Annotated in this window: 16 protein-coding genes; 10 read left to right on the plus strand and 6 right to left on the minus strand. The window is 67.5% G+C overall.

The window, feature by feature from the left end; translation table 11 throughout:
* Positions 1–25: 25 nt before the first annotated feature.
* On the minus strand, positions 26–544 hold the full coding sequence (locus C493_RS14255) for an Lrp/AsnC family transcriptional regulator (protein WP_007260161.1): 519 nt from the start codon (positions 542–544) through the stop codon (positions 26–28).
* Between the two features lie 193 nt (positions 545–737).
* On the opposite strand from C493_RS14255, the gene C493_RS14260 reads away from it, so the two are divergent.
* A complete protein-coding gene (locus C493_RS14260) occupies positions 738–1976 on the plus strand; it encodes an MBL fold metallo-hydrolase (RefSeq protein WP_007260162.1) in 1239 nt (412 codons plus the stop codon).
* A 61-nt stretch (positions 1977–2037) separates the two neighbouring features.
* Here the strand turns inward: C493_RS14260 and C493_RS14265 are convergent, their stop codons facing one another.
* On the minus strand, positions 2038–2634 hold the full coding sequence (locus C493_RS14265) for an endonuclease dU (protein ID WP_007260163.1): 597 nt from the start codon (positions 2632–2634) through the stop codon (positions 2038–2040).
* A 9-nt stretch (positions 2635–2643) separates the two neighbouring features.
* A complete protein-coding gene (locus C493_RS14270) occupies positions 2644–2817 on the minus strand; it encodes a DUF5786 family protein (protein WP_007260164.1) in 174 nt (57 codons plus the stop codon).
* A 195-nt stretch (positions 2818–3012) separates the two neighbouring features.
* Between C493_RS14270 and C493_RS14275 the strand changes: the two genes are divergently transcribed.
* From C493_RS14275 to C493_RS14285, 3 genes are all read left to right on the plus strand, one after another.
* Positions 3013–3630 (plus strand): MBL fold metallo-hydrolase, encoded by a 618-nt coding sequence (locus C493_RS14275; RefSeq protein ID WP_007260165.1) that lies wholly within the window; start codon positions 3013–3015, stop codon positions 3628–3630.
* A 120-nt stretch (positions 3631–3750) separates the two neighbouring features.
* Entirely contained in the window at positions 3751–4872 is a 1122-nt protein-coding gene (locus tag C493_RS14280; RefSeq protein ID WP_007260166.1) for a DUF373 family protein, read from the plus strand.
* A 165-nt stretch (positions 4873–5037) separates the two neighbouring features.
* Complete coding sequence (locus tag C493_RS14285; protein ID WP_007260167.1) at positions 5038–6153, plus strand: NAD(P)-dependent alcohol dehydrogenase; 1116 nt, start codon at positions 5038–5040, stop codon at positions 6151–6153.
* A gap of 30 nt (positions 6154–6183) precedes the next feature.
* Here the strand turns inward: C493_RS14285 and C493_RS14290 are convergent, their stop codons facing one another.
* On the minus strand, positions 6184–7026 hold the full coding sequence (locus C493_RS14290; protein ID WP_007260168.1) for a polyprenyl synthetase family protein: 843 nt from the start codon (positions 7024–7026) through the stop codon (positions 6184–6186).
* 108 nt (positions 7027–7134) lie between these two features.
* On the opposite strand from C493_RS14290, the gene C493_RS14295 reads away from it, so the two are divergent.
* Positions 7135–7344 carry a hypothetical protein gene (locus tag C493_RS14295; RefSeq protein ID WP_007260169.1) on the plus strand — a complete coding sequence of 70 codons (210 nt, stop codon included), beginning with the start codon at positions 7135–7137 and terminating at the stop codon, positions 7342–7344.
* A 100-nt stretch (positions 7345–7444) separates the two neighbouring features.
* On the opposite strand, the gene C493_RS14300 is transcribed toward C493_RS14295, so the two are convergent.
* Together C493_RS14300 and C493_RS14305 are read right to left on the minus strand one after the other, a co-directional pair.
* Entirely contained in the window at positions 7445–8398 is a 954-nt protein-coding gene (locus C493_RS14300) for an electron transfer flavoprotein subunit alpha/FixB family protein (RefSeq protein WP_007260170.1), read from the minus strand.
* Entirely contained in the window at positions 8395–9186 is a 792-nt protein-coding gene (locus C493_RS14305) for an electron transfer flavoprotein subunit beta/FixA family protein (RefSeq protein WP_007260171.1), read from the minus strand. The genes C493_RS14300 and C493_RS14305 overlap by 4 nt, the downstream gene beginning before the upstream one ends.
* Before the next feature lie 204 nt (positions 9187–9390).
* Here C493_RS14305 and C493_RS14310 point away from each other — a divergent pair, with 204 nt between their 5' ends.
* The 5 genes from C493_RS14310 (at position 9391) to C493_RS14330 (ending at position 15463) form a co-directional block, all read left to right on the plus strand.
* A complete protein-coding gene (locus tag C493_RS14310; RefSeq protein WP_007260172.1) occupies positions 9391–9867 on the plus strand; it encodes a TRAM domain-containing protein in 477 nt (158 codons plus the stop codon).
* Between the two features lie 116 nt (positions 9868–9983).
* Positions 9984–11576, plus strand: a complete 1593-nt coding sequence (locus tag C493_RS14315; RefSeq protein WP_007260173.1) for a DUF4129 domain-containing protein — start codon at positions 9984–9986, stop codon at positions 11574–11576.
* On the plus strand, positions 11569–12348 hold the full coding sequence (locus C493_RS14320; protein ID WP_007260174.1) for a DUF7269 family protein: 780 nt from the start codon (positions 11569–11571) through the stop codon (positions 12346–12348). Before C493_RS14315 ends, C493_RS14320 begins: the two co-directional genes overlap by 8 nt.
* Positions 12345–13790 carry a DUF58 domain-containing protein gene (locus C493_RS14325; RefSeq protein WP_007260175.1) on the plus strand — a complete coding sequence of 482 codons (1446 nt, stop codon included), beginning with the start codon at positions 12345–12347 and terminating at the stop codon, positions 13788–13790. The genes C493_RS14320 and C493_RS14325 overlap by 4 nt, the downstream gene beginning before the upstream one ends.
* Positions 13787–15463, plus strand: a complete 1677-nt coding sequence (locus C493_RS14330; RefSeq protein WP_007260176.1) for a DUF7519 family protein — start codon at positions 13787–13789, stop codon at positions 15461–15463. Before C493_RS14325 ends, C493_RS14330 begins: the two co-directional genes overlap by 4 nt.
* The last annotated feature ends 3 nt before the right edge of the window (positions 15464–15466 follow it).

Here is a 15466-nt window from a genome sequence, read left to right on the forward strand (position 1 = left end):
CGATACGCGAGCGGTCGGCCGGTGGCTATTCCGCATCGTCGGCGAAACCGTGTGCCTCGAGAAATGACGCCTGATCGTAGTTACGCAGCGTCCCGATCCCCTCGCTCGTCTTGATCGTCGAGATGACGAACTTCGAACTCGTCCGGTTGATCTCGTCGATCGATTCGTACTCCTCGACGAGTTTCTCGACCATATCCCGCGAGGTCAGCCGCCCGAGAAGGACGAAGTCGGTATCGCCCATCGTGAAATACACCTGGTTAACGCCCTCGATATCGGCGAGCTGTTCGCCGACTCGTTCGTGATACCCCTCGTCGAACTCCGCCCAGACCTCGGAGATGATGGTCAGTCCCAGGCCGACTTTGTCGAGATCGAGTTCGTACAGATCGTTCGTGATAACTCCCTCCTCCTTGAGGTTCTGCAAGCGGTAGTGAACCGTCGACTTCGGAATGTCGGTCTCTTCGTGGATGACTTCCGTGTTGTCGGTCTCCCGATCGGCGATCGCAAAGAGAATCTTGATGTCCCGCTCGTCGAGTGAGTTGTACATCCGTGCGTTCGTTTGACGCACCCGATCCTATGCTTTTCTGATACCGCGTCCGTCGGCGCTGGGCCTCGAGAGGGATTCGAACCGGTTGCGCCCCTCGAGTCCAGTAGTTCGACCACACCTCGGGCTGTGATCTCACACTTCGGACGCCGGTCAATCGACGTTGTCAAACAGCACGAACGACAACCGATCGCTAATGGATATTCGGTTTCTGGGCGGTGCAGGGGAGGTCGGCCGCAGCGCGATCGTCGTAAACGACGCCCTGTTGCTCGACTTCGGGATGCTGACGGCGAACCCGCCGCAGTTCCCCGTCGAAACGCCCGACCCCGAAGCGATCGTCGTCTCCCACGGCCACCTCGACCACGTCGGGGCGGTCCCCGCCCTGCTATCGGGCGACGCGCGGCCGTCGATCCACTGGACGCCGCCGACGTACGAACTGACGCTGACGCTGGCTCGAGACACCCTGAAACTCCACGGCGGATCGTTTCACTGCCCCTTTACCGAGACCGACGTCAAGCGAGTGACGCAGGTCTCGGAGACCCACGGCTACCGAGAGTCCTTCGAGGCGGCCGGCCACGAGGTGACGTTTTTCAACGCCGGCCACATCCCCGGCAGCGCGCACGTGCTCGTCGACGACGGCGAGACCCGACTGCTCTATACGGGCGACTTCCACACCGACGATCAACGCCTCGTTTCGGGAACGACCGCGCGGCCCGACGCCGATATCGTCGTCTGCGAGAGCACCTACTCCGACGTCGAACACGAGGATCGCGCCGTCGTCGAGGAGCGGTTTGCCGAGAGCGTCGAGACGACCCTCTGGGAGGGCGGCACGGTCGTCGTTCCCGCCTTCGCGATCGGCCGCACACAGGAGATGCTGCTCGTCTGTGAGGCCCACGACGTTCCCTGTTACGTCGACGGGATGGGAAAATCGGTGACCCGAATGCTGCGTCAGTACCCCGAGTTCGTCCGCGACGCCGACGCGCTCCAGCGAGCGATCTCGAGCGCGCGATTCGTCACGGGTCGCGACGGCCAGCGCAAGCGCATTACGGACCAAAAGGCCGCGATCATCACTACCAGCGGGATGCTCTCCGGCGGGCCGGCGATGACCTACATCCCCGAGATTCGGGCGAACCCGACGAACAAGATCGCCATGACCGGCTATCAGGTCGAGGGAACGCCCGGCCGGGACCTCTTAGAGACCGGGAGCGCCGAGATCGACGGGCGGATGATGCCCGTCAGCGCGCGGGTCGAACAGTACGACTTCTCGGCCCACGCCGACCGCGACGGGATCCTCGAGTTCCTCGAGTCCTACCGGGACAGCGAGGTACTGATCAACCACGGCGACCGCTGCGAGGCCTTCGCCGAAGAGCTGCGAGGCGAGGGATTCGACTCGAGCGCGCCCGAACTGGGCGACGTCGTGACCGTGTCCGGGTAGCGGCTGATAGCTCTCGCGGTCGGCGTCGCTGTCGTCGTGGACGTCGCACTCGAGCGGGGTCCTAATCGCCGTCGCCGTCGCTGTCGCCGTCGCCGTCGACCCGCCCGCGGTAGGTCTCGCCCGCTCGAGCGGCCACGCTCGCGACTCGAATCGGCTCCGGACGGCCACCCTCCGGCGTGAACGCGCGGACGACCGCCTGGGCCGTGTCCCACGAACACCCGACGTGGCGCACGTAGACGGTCTCGTCGTTGACCGTCAGTTCCCGGCGTTCGGGCAGCGAGCGGTAGGTCTCGAGTCGCGCCTCGAGTTCCGCGCCGGAGAAGGCGTCCCGGAGGCCGGCCTCGAGTCCGTTGCTCGCTTCGAACGTGACCGCGAGAACCGGCCGGTCGGCGGCCATCTGGATCCGCTCGAGATCGAGCAGATTGTACCACGCGGGGGCGACGGCTCCCAGAAGGAGGTACCGGACGTCGGGCCGACCGAGGTCGTCGACGAGCGCCACGACGGCGTCGGTCGCGTCGGTTCCGCCGACCGTACACCGTCGGTAGGCGAGTCCGTCGAGAACGCGGTCGGCGCGGACGACGGCACCCGCGACCGTGCTTTGGCTGTCGCTGTCAGCCGTCGATTCAGCGATACCCAACCCCCGCGCCCCGGATTTCATCCGGATCGATCAACTCTCGTCTTTGATCTCCTGGAGGCGATCGAGTAACTCGTCGCTCGAGGCGCCGTTTTCGAACTCGATCGTTCCGTCGTGGTTGGTCTCGTCGGACTGTACCGCATCGTCGTCGTCAAAATCAGCGTCGACTTCTTGCTGTTCGGATTCGTCGTAGCTCCCGAATCCCATACAGTGTTCCATTGGGGATCGGAAGTGAAAAATCTCGTGGTGATTGGTTTACAATTGGATATCTCACCGTTCCCAACTGGTTCTGTCGCCAAGATGATAGCAAAGAGTCGGGGACGGCGGCGGATCGAGAACCCCGAAACGCCGCCCGCAATCGCGGACAGCACTGTTTTGGGCCCGGCTCACGAGCTAGGTGGTATGGAGGTCCACCACGTCACCGAAGACGCCGAGACGTTCACCTGTAACGCCTTCCTCGCGATCGGCGAGGACGGAACGACGACCCTGGTCGACGCCGGCGGCTGGGACGGCGTCGTCGACGAGATCCGTAGCCACACCGACGACGTCGACAGCGTCGTGATGACCCACCAGCACGGCGACCACGTCGCCCAGCTCGAGGCCGTCGCCGAGGCGTTCGACCCCGACGTCTACGCCTACGACGACCATGCGACGCGCACCCACGAACTCGCGGACGGCGATACCGTGACGATCGGCGACGAAGCGTTCGACGTGGTCTACACGCCCGGCCACGCCGACGACCACGTCTCGTTCGTCTCCGACTCGTCGCTGTTCTCGGGCGACGTGGTCGTCCACGACGACGGCGCCTTCGACTACGGCAGCTTCGGCCGGACCGACATGGCCGGCCAGTCGCGCGACCGACTCATCGAGAGCATCGAGGAACTGCTCGAGCGGATGCCCGAGGGCGTCGAGCACATGTACGCGGGTCACGGTAGCGTCTTCCACGGGAACGTCCAGGACGTCGTCAAAACGTCGCTCGAGCGGGCCAAAGAGCGAACGCCGAAGTATCCGGACGAGTAGCGAGAGCGTCCCGAAGACGGCGAACGGAATCGGACCGGCGTCGACTCGCCGCTCGAGCGCCGGGTCCGCATTTTGTCGTCCCCAGAAGATGGAAATACCCGGCGCTCGAACGGTCGATAGATGCTGCTGGTCCTCTGTGTCGACTTAGACGACGACCTCGGTCGCAAGACCGGCTTTTCGACGCCAGTCATCGGCCGCGAACCCGTCGAGGAGGCGGCCGTCGCCCTCGCGACGGCGGACCCGGAGGACTCCGACGTCAACGTAATTTTCCAGGGGCTGCACGTCTACGACGACCTGGCCGACCGAAACGAGAGCGTCGAGGTCGCCGTCGTCACCGGCAACGACGAGGGTGACGTCAACGCTAACCGCGAGGTCGGCGACGAGGTCGACACCGTTCTCGCGAGCCTCTCGACGGCCGAGGACGTGACCGCGCTCGTGATCACCGACGGCGCACAGGACGAGTCCGTCATCCCGATCATCCGCTCGCGGGTCCCCATCGACGGCGTCCGCCGCGTCGTCGTCCGGCAGGCCCAGAACCTGGAGTCGATGTACTACACGTTCAAACAGGTGCTGAACGATCCGGAGACGCGCGGCACGGTCCTCATCCCGCTCGGCATCCTCCTGTTGATCTACCCGCTCGCGCTGATCGGCAGCGCCCTCGAGATGCCGGGGTTCGTCATCGGGACGACCTCCGCGCTGCTCGGGCTCTATCTGATCTCGCGGGGGCTCGGCCTGGGCGAGCGCCTAGACGAGGCCGTCGAGCGCGCCCGCCGATCGCTGTACGCCGGCCGGACGACGCTGCTCGCCTACGTCGTCGCCGCCGCGCTGTTCGTACTGGGCGGCGTCAGCGGTATGAACACCCTCGAGTCGGTCCAGGAGTCGGCCTCGGGCGACGTCGGCGCTCCCGTCGTAGTGGCGGCGCTCGTCTACGGCTCGATTCAGTGGATTGCCGCAGCCGGAATCACCACCAGCCTCGGCCAGATCACCGACGAGTACATCGCAGGCAGACTCGAGTGGCGCTATCTCAACGCGCCCTTTTACGTAATCTCGATTGCAGTCGTCCTCTACGCGGTGAGCGCGTACTTCCTGGACGAGGTCGGGATCAACGTTCTGGCGGCGGCGCTGACCGTGGGTACGCTGCTCGGGATCGCCAGTACGCTCACGTTCGCCGTCCTCGAATCGCGGTACGCGGACGAGGAACCGGAGGACGCCAGCAGCGCCCGCTCGACCGACCGGCTCTGATACGATTTCCCGTCCGTCAGGTCCGGCGCACCCGCGACCCGGGCGGCGGTTGCGCCGGGACATCGGGACAGCAATCCGTACGAGGCCGCGTTCGTTTTGACACCCTGACTCGAGACCCGCGTCGACCCCAAAGCTTCATCTCGACGGTTGGTAACAGAAGACAGTATGGAGATCGACGCAGCGGTCGTTTCTGAAGAGGGCGGAGCGTTCGAGATCGAAACCGTCGACCTCGAGGAACCCCAGACGGGAGAGGTGCTCGTCCGCATCGTCGGCACCGGCGTCTGTCACACGGATCTGATCGTCCGCGACCAGTTGTACCCGACACCCCTGCCCGCGGTGTTGGGCCACGAGGGCTCCGGCGTGGTCGAAGCCGTCGGCGACGGCGTGAGCAACGTCGAAGCCGGCGATCACGTGGTGTTGAGCTTCGACTACGACGACGACTGCCACAGCTGTCACGCGGGGCAGCCGGCCTACTGCGAGTCGTTCTTCGAGCACAACTTCGGCGGCCAGCGTCCCGACGGCACCTCGCCGCTGTCGGCGGACGGCGACCGACTCAGCGGCCGCTTTTTCGGCCAGTCGTCGTTCGCGACTCACGCGATCGCAACCGAGCGCAACGTGGTTCCGGTCGAGACTGGAGACGACGTCCCGCTGGAGTTGCTCGGCCCGCTCGGCTGTGGGATCCAGACCGGCGCGGGCGCCGTCATCAACTCGCTCGACCCGCAGGCCGGCTCCTCGATCGCGATCTTCGGCGCCGGCTCCGTCGGACTCTCAGCCGTTATGGCCGCCGATCTCAAGGGGTGTGCCGAGGTCGTCTCGATCGACTTAAAGGAGAACCGACTCGAGATGGCCGCCGAGCTCGGCGCGACCGAGACGATTAACCCGGAGTCGGTCGACGACGTGGTCGACGCGGTCCGGGAGTACACCGACGGCGGCGTCGACTACGCCCTCGAGTCGACGGGCGTCCCAGACGTCGCCGAACAGGCCGTTCAGACGCTTACCCAGCGGGGAACGATGGGAATCGTCGGCGCGCCAGCGCTCGGAACCGAGGCGAGCTACGACGTCAACGACCTCCTCATCAACGGCCGGACGATCACCGGTATCGTCGAGGGCGATTCGATGCCACAGGAGTTCATCCCGGATCTGGTCGACCTCTATCGGCAGGGGAAGTTCCCGTTCGACGAACTCGTCACCTACTACGACTTCGAGGAGATCGAACAGGCCGTCGAGGACTCCGAGAGCGGCGATACGATCAAGCCGATCCTGCGAATGGGCGAGCCCTGAGACACCGCCCTCAACCGCCCTTCTCGTCGCTTACCGCTCCCGTTCGACGACGAACTCGGCCAGCTCGAGCAGGTACTCTCTCGCCGTCGGATCGACCACCTCCACGCGGTCGAGCGCGTCGAGCGCGCGGTCGGACTCGGCTCGAGCGCGGGCGTTTGCCTCCTCGGGCGTGAGATCGGTCACCTGGACGACCGACGGCCGCTCAAGGGCGGCGTCGTGGCCGGTCGGCTTCCCCAGTTCGCCGGGCTCGGCGATCGCGTCGAGGACGTCGTCTCTGATCTGGAAGGCGACACCGACCCGTTCGGCGTACTCGCCGAGCGCCTCGACGGTCCGCGGGTCCGAGTCGGCCGCGATGGCACCCAACTCCGCGGCGGCGCGAAACAGCGCACCGGTCTTGCGCCGGGCCAGCGTCATGTACTCGTCTTCGGTTTCGGGTTCGGCCGACAGCTCCGTCGCCTCGCCGACGCCGAGTTCGACCATCGCTTCGGCGACGACCTGCGTGGCCTGCGGGTCCGAGGAAAAGAGCGCGAACGCTTCGCCGAGTAGGCCGTCGCTCGAGACGATCGCCGGGCCGTAGCCGAACTCGGCCCACGCGCTGGTGGTTCCGCGGCGCAGCTCCGAGCGGTCGATGATGTCGTCGATCACGAGCGAGGCGCTGTGGACGAGTTCGATGCCGACGCCGAAATCAACCGCGTCCTCGGCCGATCCGCCGACGGTCTCGCAGGTCAACAGCGTCACCATCGGTCGGACGCGCTTGCCGCCCGAGAGGGCCGTGTGTCGGACCTCCTCGCGCAGCGCGTCCGGCTCGAGGCCGTCGACCACCTCGACGAGGCGCTCCTCGATCAGCGCTCGACGGCGCTCCAGACGATCCATTACCCGCGGTTAGGATGGGGACGAAAAGTACGTGACGGTTGCGACCGGCTCGTCGAGGTTGCGACCGACGGCAACAGCGTTATTTTCACACGCATCGCTCCGGATCGTATGGCAGACCTCGGGAATCCCTTCGGCGTCGACCTCGCGACGATGATCTTCGGAGCCGGTCTCTCGTTGCTCCTCTCGGCGAGCGTCATGAGCTACGAAGACGAGATCACGGGCTGGACCGCCCCGGAGTTACTCGGGGCGATCGGCGCCGCGTTCGTCGCCGTCGGGACGCTTCTGGGTATCACGCTGGTGATCGTCGGACTTCGGTAGCTCGCGGTCGGCGACTGTGCGGATCGCTATCGTGTTCCTGTCGCTGTCGCTCGAAGGGATTCGAGCTGCGACAAAAAAACCGAAAGTAAACGTCGAACCGCTACTGGAACTCTTCGGTCAGCGCAGGAACGACGTCGAAGAGGTCGTCGTGGATCGCGTAGTCGGCGATGTCCATGATCGGGGCGTTGGGGTCGGTGTTGATCGCGACGATCGTATCCGAACCCTTCATGCCGGCGACGTGCTGGACGGCGCCGGAGATACCGATCGCGATGTAGACGTCGGGCGTGACGACCTTCCCGGACTGGCCGACCTGGCGGTTTTTGGGCAGCCAGCCGTTGTCGACGATCGGGCGCGACGAGGAAATCGTTGCGTCGAGGGCGTCCGCGAGCTCCTCGATGAGTGGGAGGTTATCCTCTTCTTCGATCCCGCGGCCGACGGAGACGAGTACGTCGGCCTCGCTGATGTCGACGTCGCCGCCGCCGACTTCCTCGAATCCAGTTACCGTGGAGCCGACGGCGTCCTCGTCGATGTCGGCGTCGAAGGCCTCGACCGAGGCGTCGCCGGTGCCCTCAGCGGCGGGCCACTCGGCGCCGCGGATCGTCGCGACGGCCTCGCCGGAGAGTTCGTTGGTCGTCTCGACCTTGCCGCCGTACATCTCGCGGGTGGCCACGAGCGTGTCGCCGTCGGTCTCGAGGCCGACGGTGTCGGTGACGACGGGGAGATCGAGCGCCTTGGCGACGGCGGGCGCGTAGTCGAGGCCGTTGACGCTGTTCGGCGTCAGGACGAACTGCGGGGCGAGCTCGTCGTAGAGCTGGGTGATCGCCTGCGTGTAGACGTCGTGGTTGAACTCCTCACCGTGGGAAACGGTGTGGATGGCGTCGACGCCCTCGCGGTTGAGTTTCTCCGCGAAGTCGTCGACGGTGCCGCTGATGACGGCGAGGTGGAGGTCGCCGCCCGTCTCGTCGGCGAGCTGGCGGCCAGCGGTGATAATCTCGTAGCTGACGTCGCGCAGTTCGCCGCGGCGGTGGTCGGCGACGGCGAGAACGTCACTCATGGTGCCACCCCCTTGTCGCGGAGCAGGTCACCTAACTCGGCGGCGGTCTCCTCGGCGCCGCCCTCCCAGACGGTGACGTCGCTCTCGCTTTCTGGCTCGTACATGTCGGTGAGCTCGAGGTCGGAGTCGACGGCGCTGTCGTCGACGCCGAGGTCGTCGAGACCCTGGACGTCGAGCGGTTTGCGCTGGGCCTGGCGGATGCCGCGCAGGCTGGCGTAGCGGGGCTCGTTGATCCCCGTCTGGATCGTCAGGACGGCCGGGAGCTCGACGTCGGTCAGCTCCTCGACGCCGCCCTCGAGTTCGCGTCGCACCGACGCGACGCCATCGTCGAGGTCGTGCTCGAGGTGGTTGACGACGGCGCCCCACTGGTAGCCGAGGTGTTCGGCGACGGAGACGCCGGTGGCGCCGAAGCTGTCGTCGCCGGCCTGGACGCCCGTCAGCACGAGGTCGGGGTCTTCCTCCTCGATGACGGCGCTCAGGATCTCGGTTTTGGCGTTGACGTCCAGCAGGTCGACGCCCTCGAGGGAGTCGTCCCAGATGCGGACGGCGCGGTCGGCACCCTTCGCGAGTGCCTGGCGGATTGTCTGTTCACAGTCTTCGGGTCCGATCGTGACCGTGACGACTTCGTCAGCGATCCCGTCCTCCTGGAGCTGGACGGCCTCTTCGATGGCGTAGTCGTCCCACTCGTTGAGGTCGGCACCAAGGTACTGGTCGGCGATTGCAGTACCCTCGATTTCGAACTCGTCTTCAACGGTCGCGACTTCTTTGACCGTAACGAGGATTTTCATCATCTATCACTGCTACGTCCGTACCGTAAACCTTTTCGAAACGCGCTTTCAGGCCAGCCTCGTTTATTTAACACATGTGCGGTTGCGAACGGTTGGTGTTACGATGGTAGCGGCCCGCTCGGGGCCAGCTACCAGCGTTTTTCACGCAGCGGTACGGGATCACGAGACGGAAACGGTTTAACGCCGCCGCTGATAGTGCGTAGTATGGCAGACTGTCCGCTCGCCGACGACTGTCCGAGCTTCTCCGAGCGAATCTCGGGAATGGGGTGTCAGCACTACGGCGACCGCGGTGGAAAAGAGTGGTGCAATCATTACAGCCAGCCCATCGAGGATCTCAAAACCCAGCCTGTGAAACCCGGCGAGGAGATCGTCGTCGACGTCGTCGACATGCACGAGAGCGGCGCCGGCGTCGGCCGCACCGAAGATGGCTTCATCGTCATGGTCGACGGCGTATTGCCGGAGGCGCGCGCCCGCGTCGAGGTCACGCGGGTCCACAGCAACCACGCTCGAGCCGAGGAACTCGAGTTGCTGCCGATGGACGGTGACGAGGACGACGACGACGACGCGTCCGATGACGCGGAATCGACGGACGAGAGTGAGAGTGAGAGCGAGGGTGCGGACGAGGGGCCGTCCAGCCGCCGCGAGCGACTCGGCAGCCGAGAGAACTTCTGGGGCTCGTAGACGTCGCCCCTCGAGTGGACAGTGGACAGTCGTCGACCGACCGCGTTTTTCACAGCAGTTTCGCCGTTCGTGGCAACAAGACGTAAATACCACTTCGAACGACTGTTAGGCAATCGATGGCTGCAGGTTCGGGGAGTGGACGACGGCTCCTCGCGGTCGGTGCAGTTTGCTGTGCGATCGTCGGTCTCGTGCTCGCGGCGAGTGCGATGCCGATGCTCGCGTCGGAGTCGCCGGGTTCGGGCGTGTTCGATGGCGACTCACAGACCGACCTCGAGGACGGAGAGGCACAGTCAGAGCCGCCGCTGGCCCCTGACGGGGCCGATCAGGGTGACGGTGGTTCTGACGGCAGCGACCGAAACGGCGGCAGTGGAACGGGCGGCGAGTTCGGAGACGACTCGCTCAGCGGCGCCCTCGCAGACCGCGCCGCCGGCGCCGATAACTCGCTCGTCGAAGGCGCGCTCTACGGGTTCGCATCGGTGCTGTCGCTGTTCGACGACACCGGCGGTATCGACGGGGAGTTCGGGTCGGAACTCGAGTCGGACGACCTCGAGGACCTCGAGGAACAGGACGATATCGATCCGCCTGAGGACGCCGACGAATTCGACGACCTCGACGAGTCGGACGTCGATCTCGACGACGATGCGGGCGGAAGCGACGGAGCAACCGACGCTGACGGCGACGACGGAGACGATATCGAGACCGGTGACGACGCCGAGTACGGGAACGGCGACGACGATGTAGACGGCGATAATGGATCCGCCGACGGTACAGACGGCGGCGATGGCGACGGCGAAAGCGGTGACGGCTCAGATACCGACGACGGCCAGACGGACGACGTCGACGGCTCCGATGAAGTGGGTGATACCGACGCCGAATCCGGCGATACCGACGACGATCCGCTCGAAGCACCCGATCACTCGAGTGCCGATCAGGACGGCAGCGACGACGACGCAGACGACGAGAGCGACGACGGCGCCGGCGGAACCGAAGACGGCGGTGACGAGTCGTCCCTCGAGGACGCCGTTCCCGGTCTCTCCGGAGACGGACTGACGGCCGCGATAGTCGCCATCGTGCTCCTGTCTCTCGGATATATTTTCTACACGCGCGAGAATCCGATCGAGGTGATTCTCTCGCTTCCGGGACGGGTCGTCTCGCTCGCGCTGTCGGCCGTTATCGCCTGCTCGCAGGCTCTCGAGCGAGCGCTCGGGAGATTGCGAGAGCTTCGGTCGCTCGCCGAACTTCCGGGTCTCGTGCTGGCAGCGCTGACCGGCGCGGTGCGGTCGGCGTCGGACCGCGTGACCAGCGCCAGCGCGTCGCTGTTCGGCCGCGGAGCGACGGCCGACGAGGACGAAATCGAGCCGACGCAGACCCCTGCGCGCGAGCGCATCCGACGGGCGTTCGAAAGCGTGATCGACGCCGCGCCCATGTACCGCGGTCGCGTCGCGACGGCGACGCCGGCCGAGGTCGCCAGCCGAGCCACCGAGGCCGGCGCACCATCGAAGCCGGTCGAGACGATTACGGACTCCTTCCGCGACGTGGAGTACGGCGACCGCGACCCCGAGACCTACCTCGAGCCGACGGCGACGGCCCACGACGAGTTGCGGTCGGCGCTCGAGAACGAGGCGAGCGACGGCGGCGGTGACGGCGACGACGCCGACGACGACCACTCGAGTGGGAGCGTGTCGAACGGAGGCGAGTGCGATGAGTAGAACGCCGTCGACCGTCGGGCTCGCACTCCTGACGGTCCCCGCAGTCGCGTTAGTCGCCGCCGGCGGGCTGATTCTCTTTCGGCCGGCGCTGGTCCTCGAGACCGTGCCGGAGCTGGAACCGGTCGTCGCGTCACTCGAGCCCGAGACGGTCGTGCTCGCGCTCGTACTGTTGCTCGTCGCGTTCGCGCCGACGGTCGGAATCGCGAGCCGACTCCGGCCGTCGGCGACGTCGGCGCTCGTCGATGACGGCTCGTCGGATCGGTCGTGGACGCCGGTCGATCCTCGCGACTCGAGTGCTCGGTCGACCGTCGTCGGCGCGTCGATCGACGAACAAATTTCGCTCGCGACGGCCTACGAGGACGAGCCTCGAGACGTTCGCGAGGCGGCGCGCGAATCGCTCTGCGAGACGCTGCGGCCGGTCGCGGCGACGGCGTACGCGAACCGCGCCGGCGTCGCCGACGACGACGCTCGAGCGGCGGTCGAGGCCGGCGTCTGGACCGACGACCCGCGGGCTCGCGCGTTCCTCGCGGGGCCCGACGGACCGTCGACGCCGCTGTGGTGCTGGCTCGTCGACCTGCTGACCACGTCCGACCCGTTCGGCCGGCACCTCGAGGCGACGCTCGACGAAATCGACCGCTTGCAGTCCGCGGCGACGATCGAGCGGCCCGAGACGACGACCGACGCGACGGCGGCACGCTCGAGCGCGGACTCGGGGGACGACTCGAGCGCCGACGATCGAACTGCGGCGTCGGCCGCGGAGGTGTCGGCGTGAGCGACCGCGGCCGACAGGCTCGCTGGCAGGTCGCGCTCGTGGTCGCGCTGGTGACGTGTCTCGTCGCCGTCGCGCTGGGGTTGCCGGCGCTGTTTTTCCTCGCGATCGTCGCGCTGGGATTCGTCCTCGTCGGCGAAGCGAGCCGAACGCCGGCGCTTTCGGCGACGGAGCCGGCGGCCGAATCTGGAAGCGCATCCGCGCCCGGTGCCGAGTCCGCGAACGACGGCGACGACGAACGATCGGACGCCGAGGACGGAGCGCGCGTCGAGACCGCCGATGGACTCCGATTCGAACGCACACTCGAGGAGACGCGCGTTCGCCCGGGACGGTCGGTGACGGTGACGATCGCGGTGACGAACGAGTCGTCGCGGGTGGTCCCCGACGTTCGCGTCGTCGACGAACCGCCGGCCGAGGTTCCGGTGACGCGGGGCTCGCCCGCGTTCGCGACGGCCGTCCAGCCGGGCGAGACCGTCGCACACGAGTACGAACTCACGCCGCCCCGCGGCGAGTACGCGTTCGGGTCGATGACGGTTCGGGCGCGGTCGCTTCCCGCGACGGCCCTCGCGACCGTCGAGCGCGAGCCGGCGGGGGACGCCGAGTTCACCTGCGAGACGCTGCTCGACGCCTTCCCCTTTCAGGATCGGACGATTCAGTTCGTCGGGCAGGCGCCGACCGACGACGGCGGCAGCGGCATCGAGTTCTTCTCGACGCGGGAGTATCGCCGCGGCGATCCGATCAACCGAATCGACTGGCACCGGTACGCTCGCACGCGCGAACTCACGACCGTCGAGTACCGCGAGGAGCGAGCCGTCACTATCGTCTTCGTCGTCGACGACCGCCGCGACGCCCACCGGGAGCGTCCCGAAGGCGGCCCCGACTCGTTCGATCTCACCCTCTACGCCGCCTCCCGAGGCGTCGTGGCCTCGATCGAAGACGGCAACCGGACCGGTCTGGCGTCGCTGTCGGGCGAGTGGGTCGATCCCGGCGCCGACGGCGGCGTTCGCCGTCGGGTCGAGGAGACGCTCGAGGACGTCTCCGCCGGAACCAAAACTGAGACCGCCGGAAACCGGGGCTCGAGGCGATCGCGGACGGGCTCGGCGGTCGCCGACGGCGGCTCGCTGGCGGTCGACCTCGAGCGACGACTGCCGAACCGCGCGCAGGTCGCGTTCTGCACGCCGCTGCTCGACGACGCGGGCGTCGAACTCGTCGAAACGCTGCGAACCCACGGTCGCGCCGTCACGGTCGTCAGCCCCGACGTGACCGCCGCGACCGAGACGGGCGATCCGTCGGCGGGAATGCGGGCCGTCGGACTCGAGCGAACCAACCGAATCGACGCGCTCCGCGGCGTCGGCGCCGTCGTCGTCGACTGGAACCTGACGGAGCCGGTGTCGGTCGGGCTCGCACGAGCGTTTCGCGCGCAGAACGGAGGCGGATCGCCGTGAGTTCCGATTCTGCGGCCGGAAGTGTCGGCGACTCCGCGTTCGGTTCGCGCTCCGAGTCCGATCGATCGTGGCGTGCGGTCGCCCTCGAGACTGCGAAAGAAACCCTCGGGGTGCTCGAGCGCGCCTGCTGGCGGGCGCTGGCGCGGCCGACGGCGAGCGACGTCGCGATGGTCGTCGCGACGCTGTCGATCGGTGTCGTCGTCGGCTCGCAACTCGTCGGGACCGAACTGGCGGCGCTCGCGATCGTCGCCGGCCTCGGCGCGGCGACGGGTGCGCGATTGCTCGCGAGCGATCGGCCGATCGTCCGCGGGTTCGGCGGCGCGGTCGCCGTTCCGGTCGCGATTCTGGTCGCGTCGCCGCTACTGGTGGCCGGTGCGCTGGTGCTTACGTCCTCTGAGGTCGGACTCTTCGCCGGACTTTCGGTCTGGGCGCTGGTCGTCGCGGCGCTCGCTGCGGGGCTCGTTTCCTGGGACCGACTCGGCGACGGCGGCGTTCGCCGGGGCGCGACGGGGACGACGCTGGCCGCGGTCGGCGTCGTCGGGGTCCTCGTCCTCCGACTCGTTCCCGAATCCGGCGTCCGCGAACACGCCGGTACGGCGGCGACGGACCTCCTCGGAGCCGCCGGAACCGTCGTCGTTGCGGCCGACGGTTCGTGGGCGGTCCTCACCTTCGCCGGACTGCTGTTCGCGACGGCGGTTGCGACGCGGCTGACGCTCGGCTACCTCCCCCTCGAGCGGCTCGTTCCGCCGGACGGCCGGCGAACGTTCGTCGATGCGGTCGCGCGAACGCGCTGGTCGTGTTCGATGGTGACTCGCATCGCGCTCGCGGGCGGACTCGCGGCGGTCGCCGCAGCACCGGCTCTCGAGTCGGTCGATTCGGTTCCGATAACGCCCGCAGAGCTTCGGGGAACGGTCCCGGCGCCCGCCGGCGACGCGCTCGCGACGCTCGTCACGGCGCCGGGGCTGCGAGTCGCACTCGTCGTGTTGTTCGGTACTCTGGTGTCGCTGGCTGCCCTCGAGTGGTGTCGGCGCGCCCTCGGGCGGAGCGTCGCCCGGATTCTCGCGCGGCTGCTCGCCCCGATCGCCGGCGGTGCGCTCGTCGCGCTCGTCCTCGCCCGCGCGCTCTCGGAGACGGCCCTCGAGGCCGATCTCGCGGGGCTGCTCGAGGGGACGGCGCCGCCGTCGGTCGTCGACCTGATCGGCGCGTTTCCGCCGTTCGCGCTGGCGGCGGTGCTCCTTGTCGCCGTGCTCGGCGTGCTCTCGGCGCTGTTCTGGACGGTCACGATCCTGCGCGTCGTTCGGATCCTGCCACCGCGGGCGATCGGGGCGGCGCTGGCCGCTGGCTCGATCTTCCTGCTGGCCGTCGGACTCGCGGTCGTCGGACAGGTCGAGACCGCCGTCGTGACGGCCGCGGGGTCGTTCGTGTTGTGGGATATCGGCGAGTACGCGGACGGCGTGCGGCGGGAACTCGGCCGAGAGGCGGCGACGTTGCGAGCCGAACTCGTCCACGTCGGCGGCTCGCTGCTGACCGGCGCGTTCGTCGCCGGGAGCGTCGTCGCGCTCTACCGGTGGATCACGGCCGACGTCCCGGTCACCGACCCAGCCTACGCGGCGATCGCGGTCGGTTCGGGGCTGCTCGCGCTCGTGCTCGTGACGTGGGCGCTTCGCGGGTGAGTC

This window comes from Natronolimnohabitans innermongolicus JCM 12255, assembly GCF_000337215.1.
GTDB lineage: Archaea > Halobacteriota > Halobacteria > Halobacteriales > Natrialbaceae > Natronolimnohabitans > Natronolimnohabitans innermongolicus.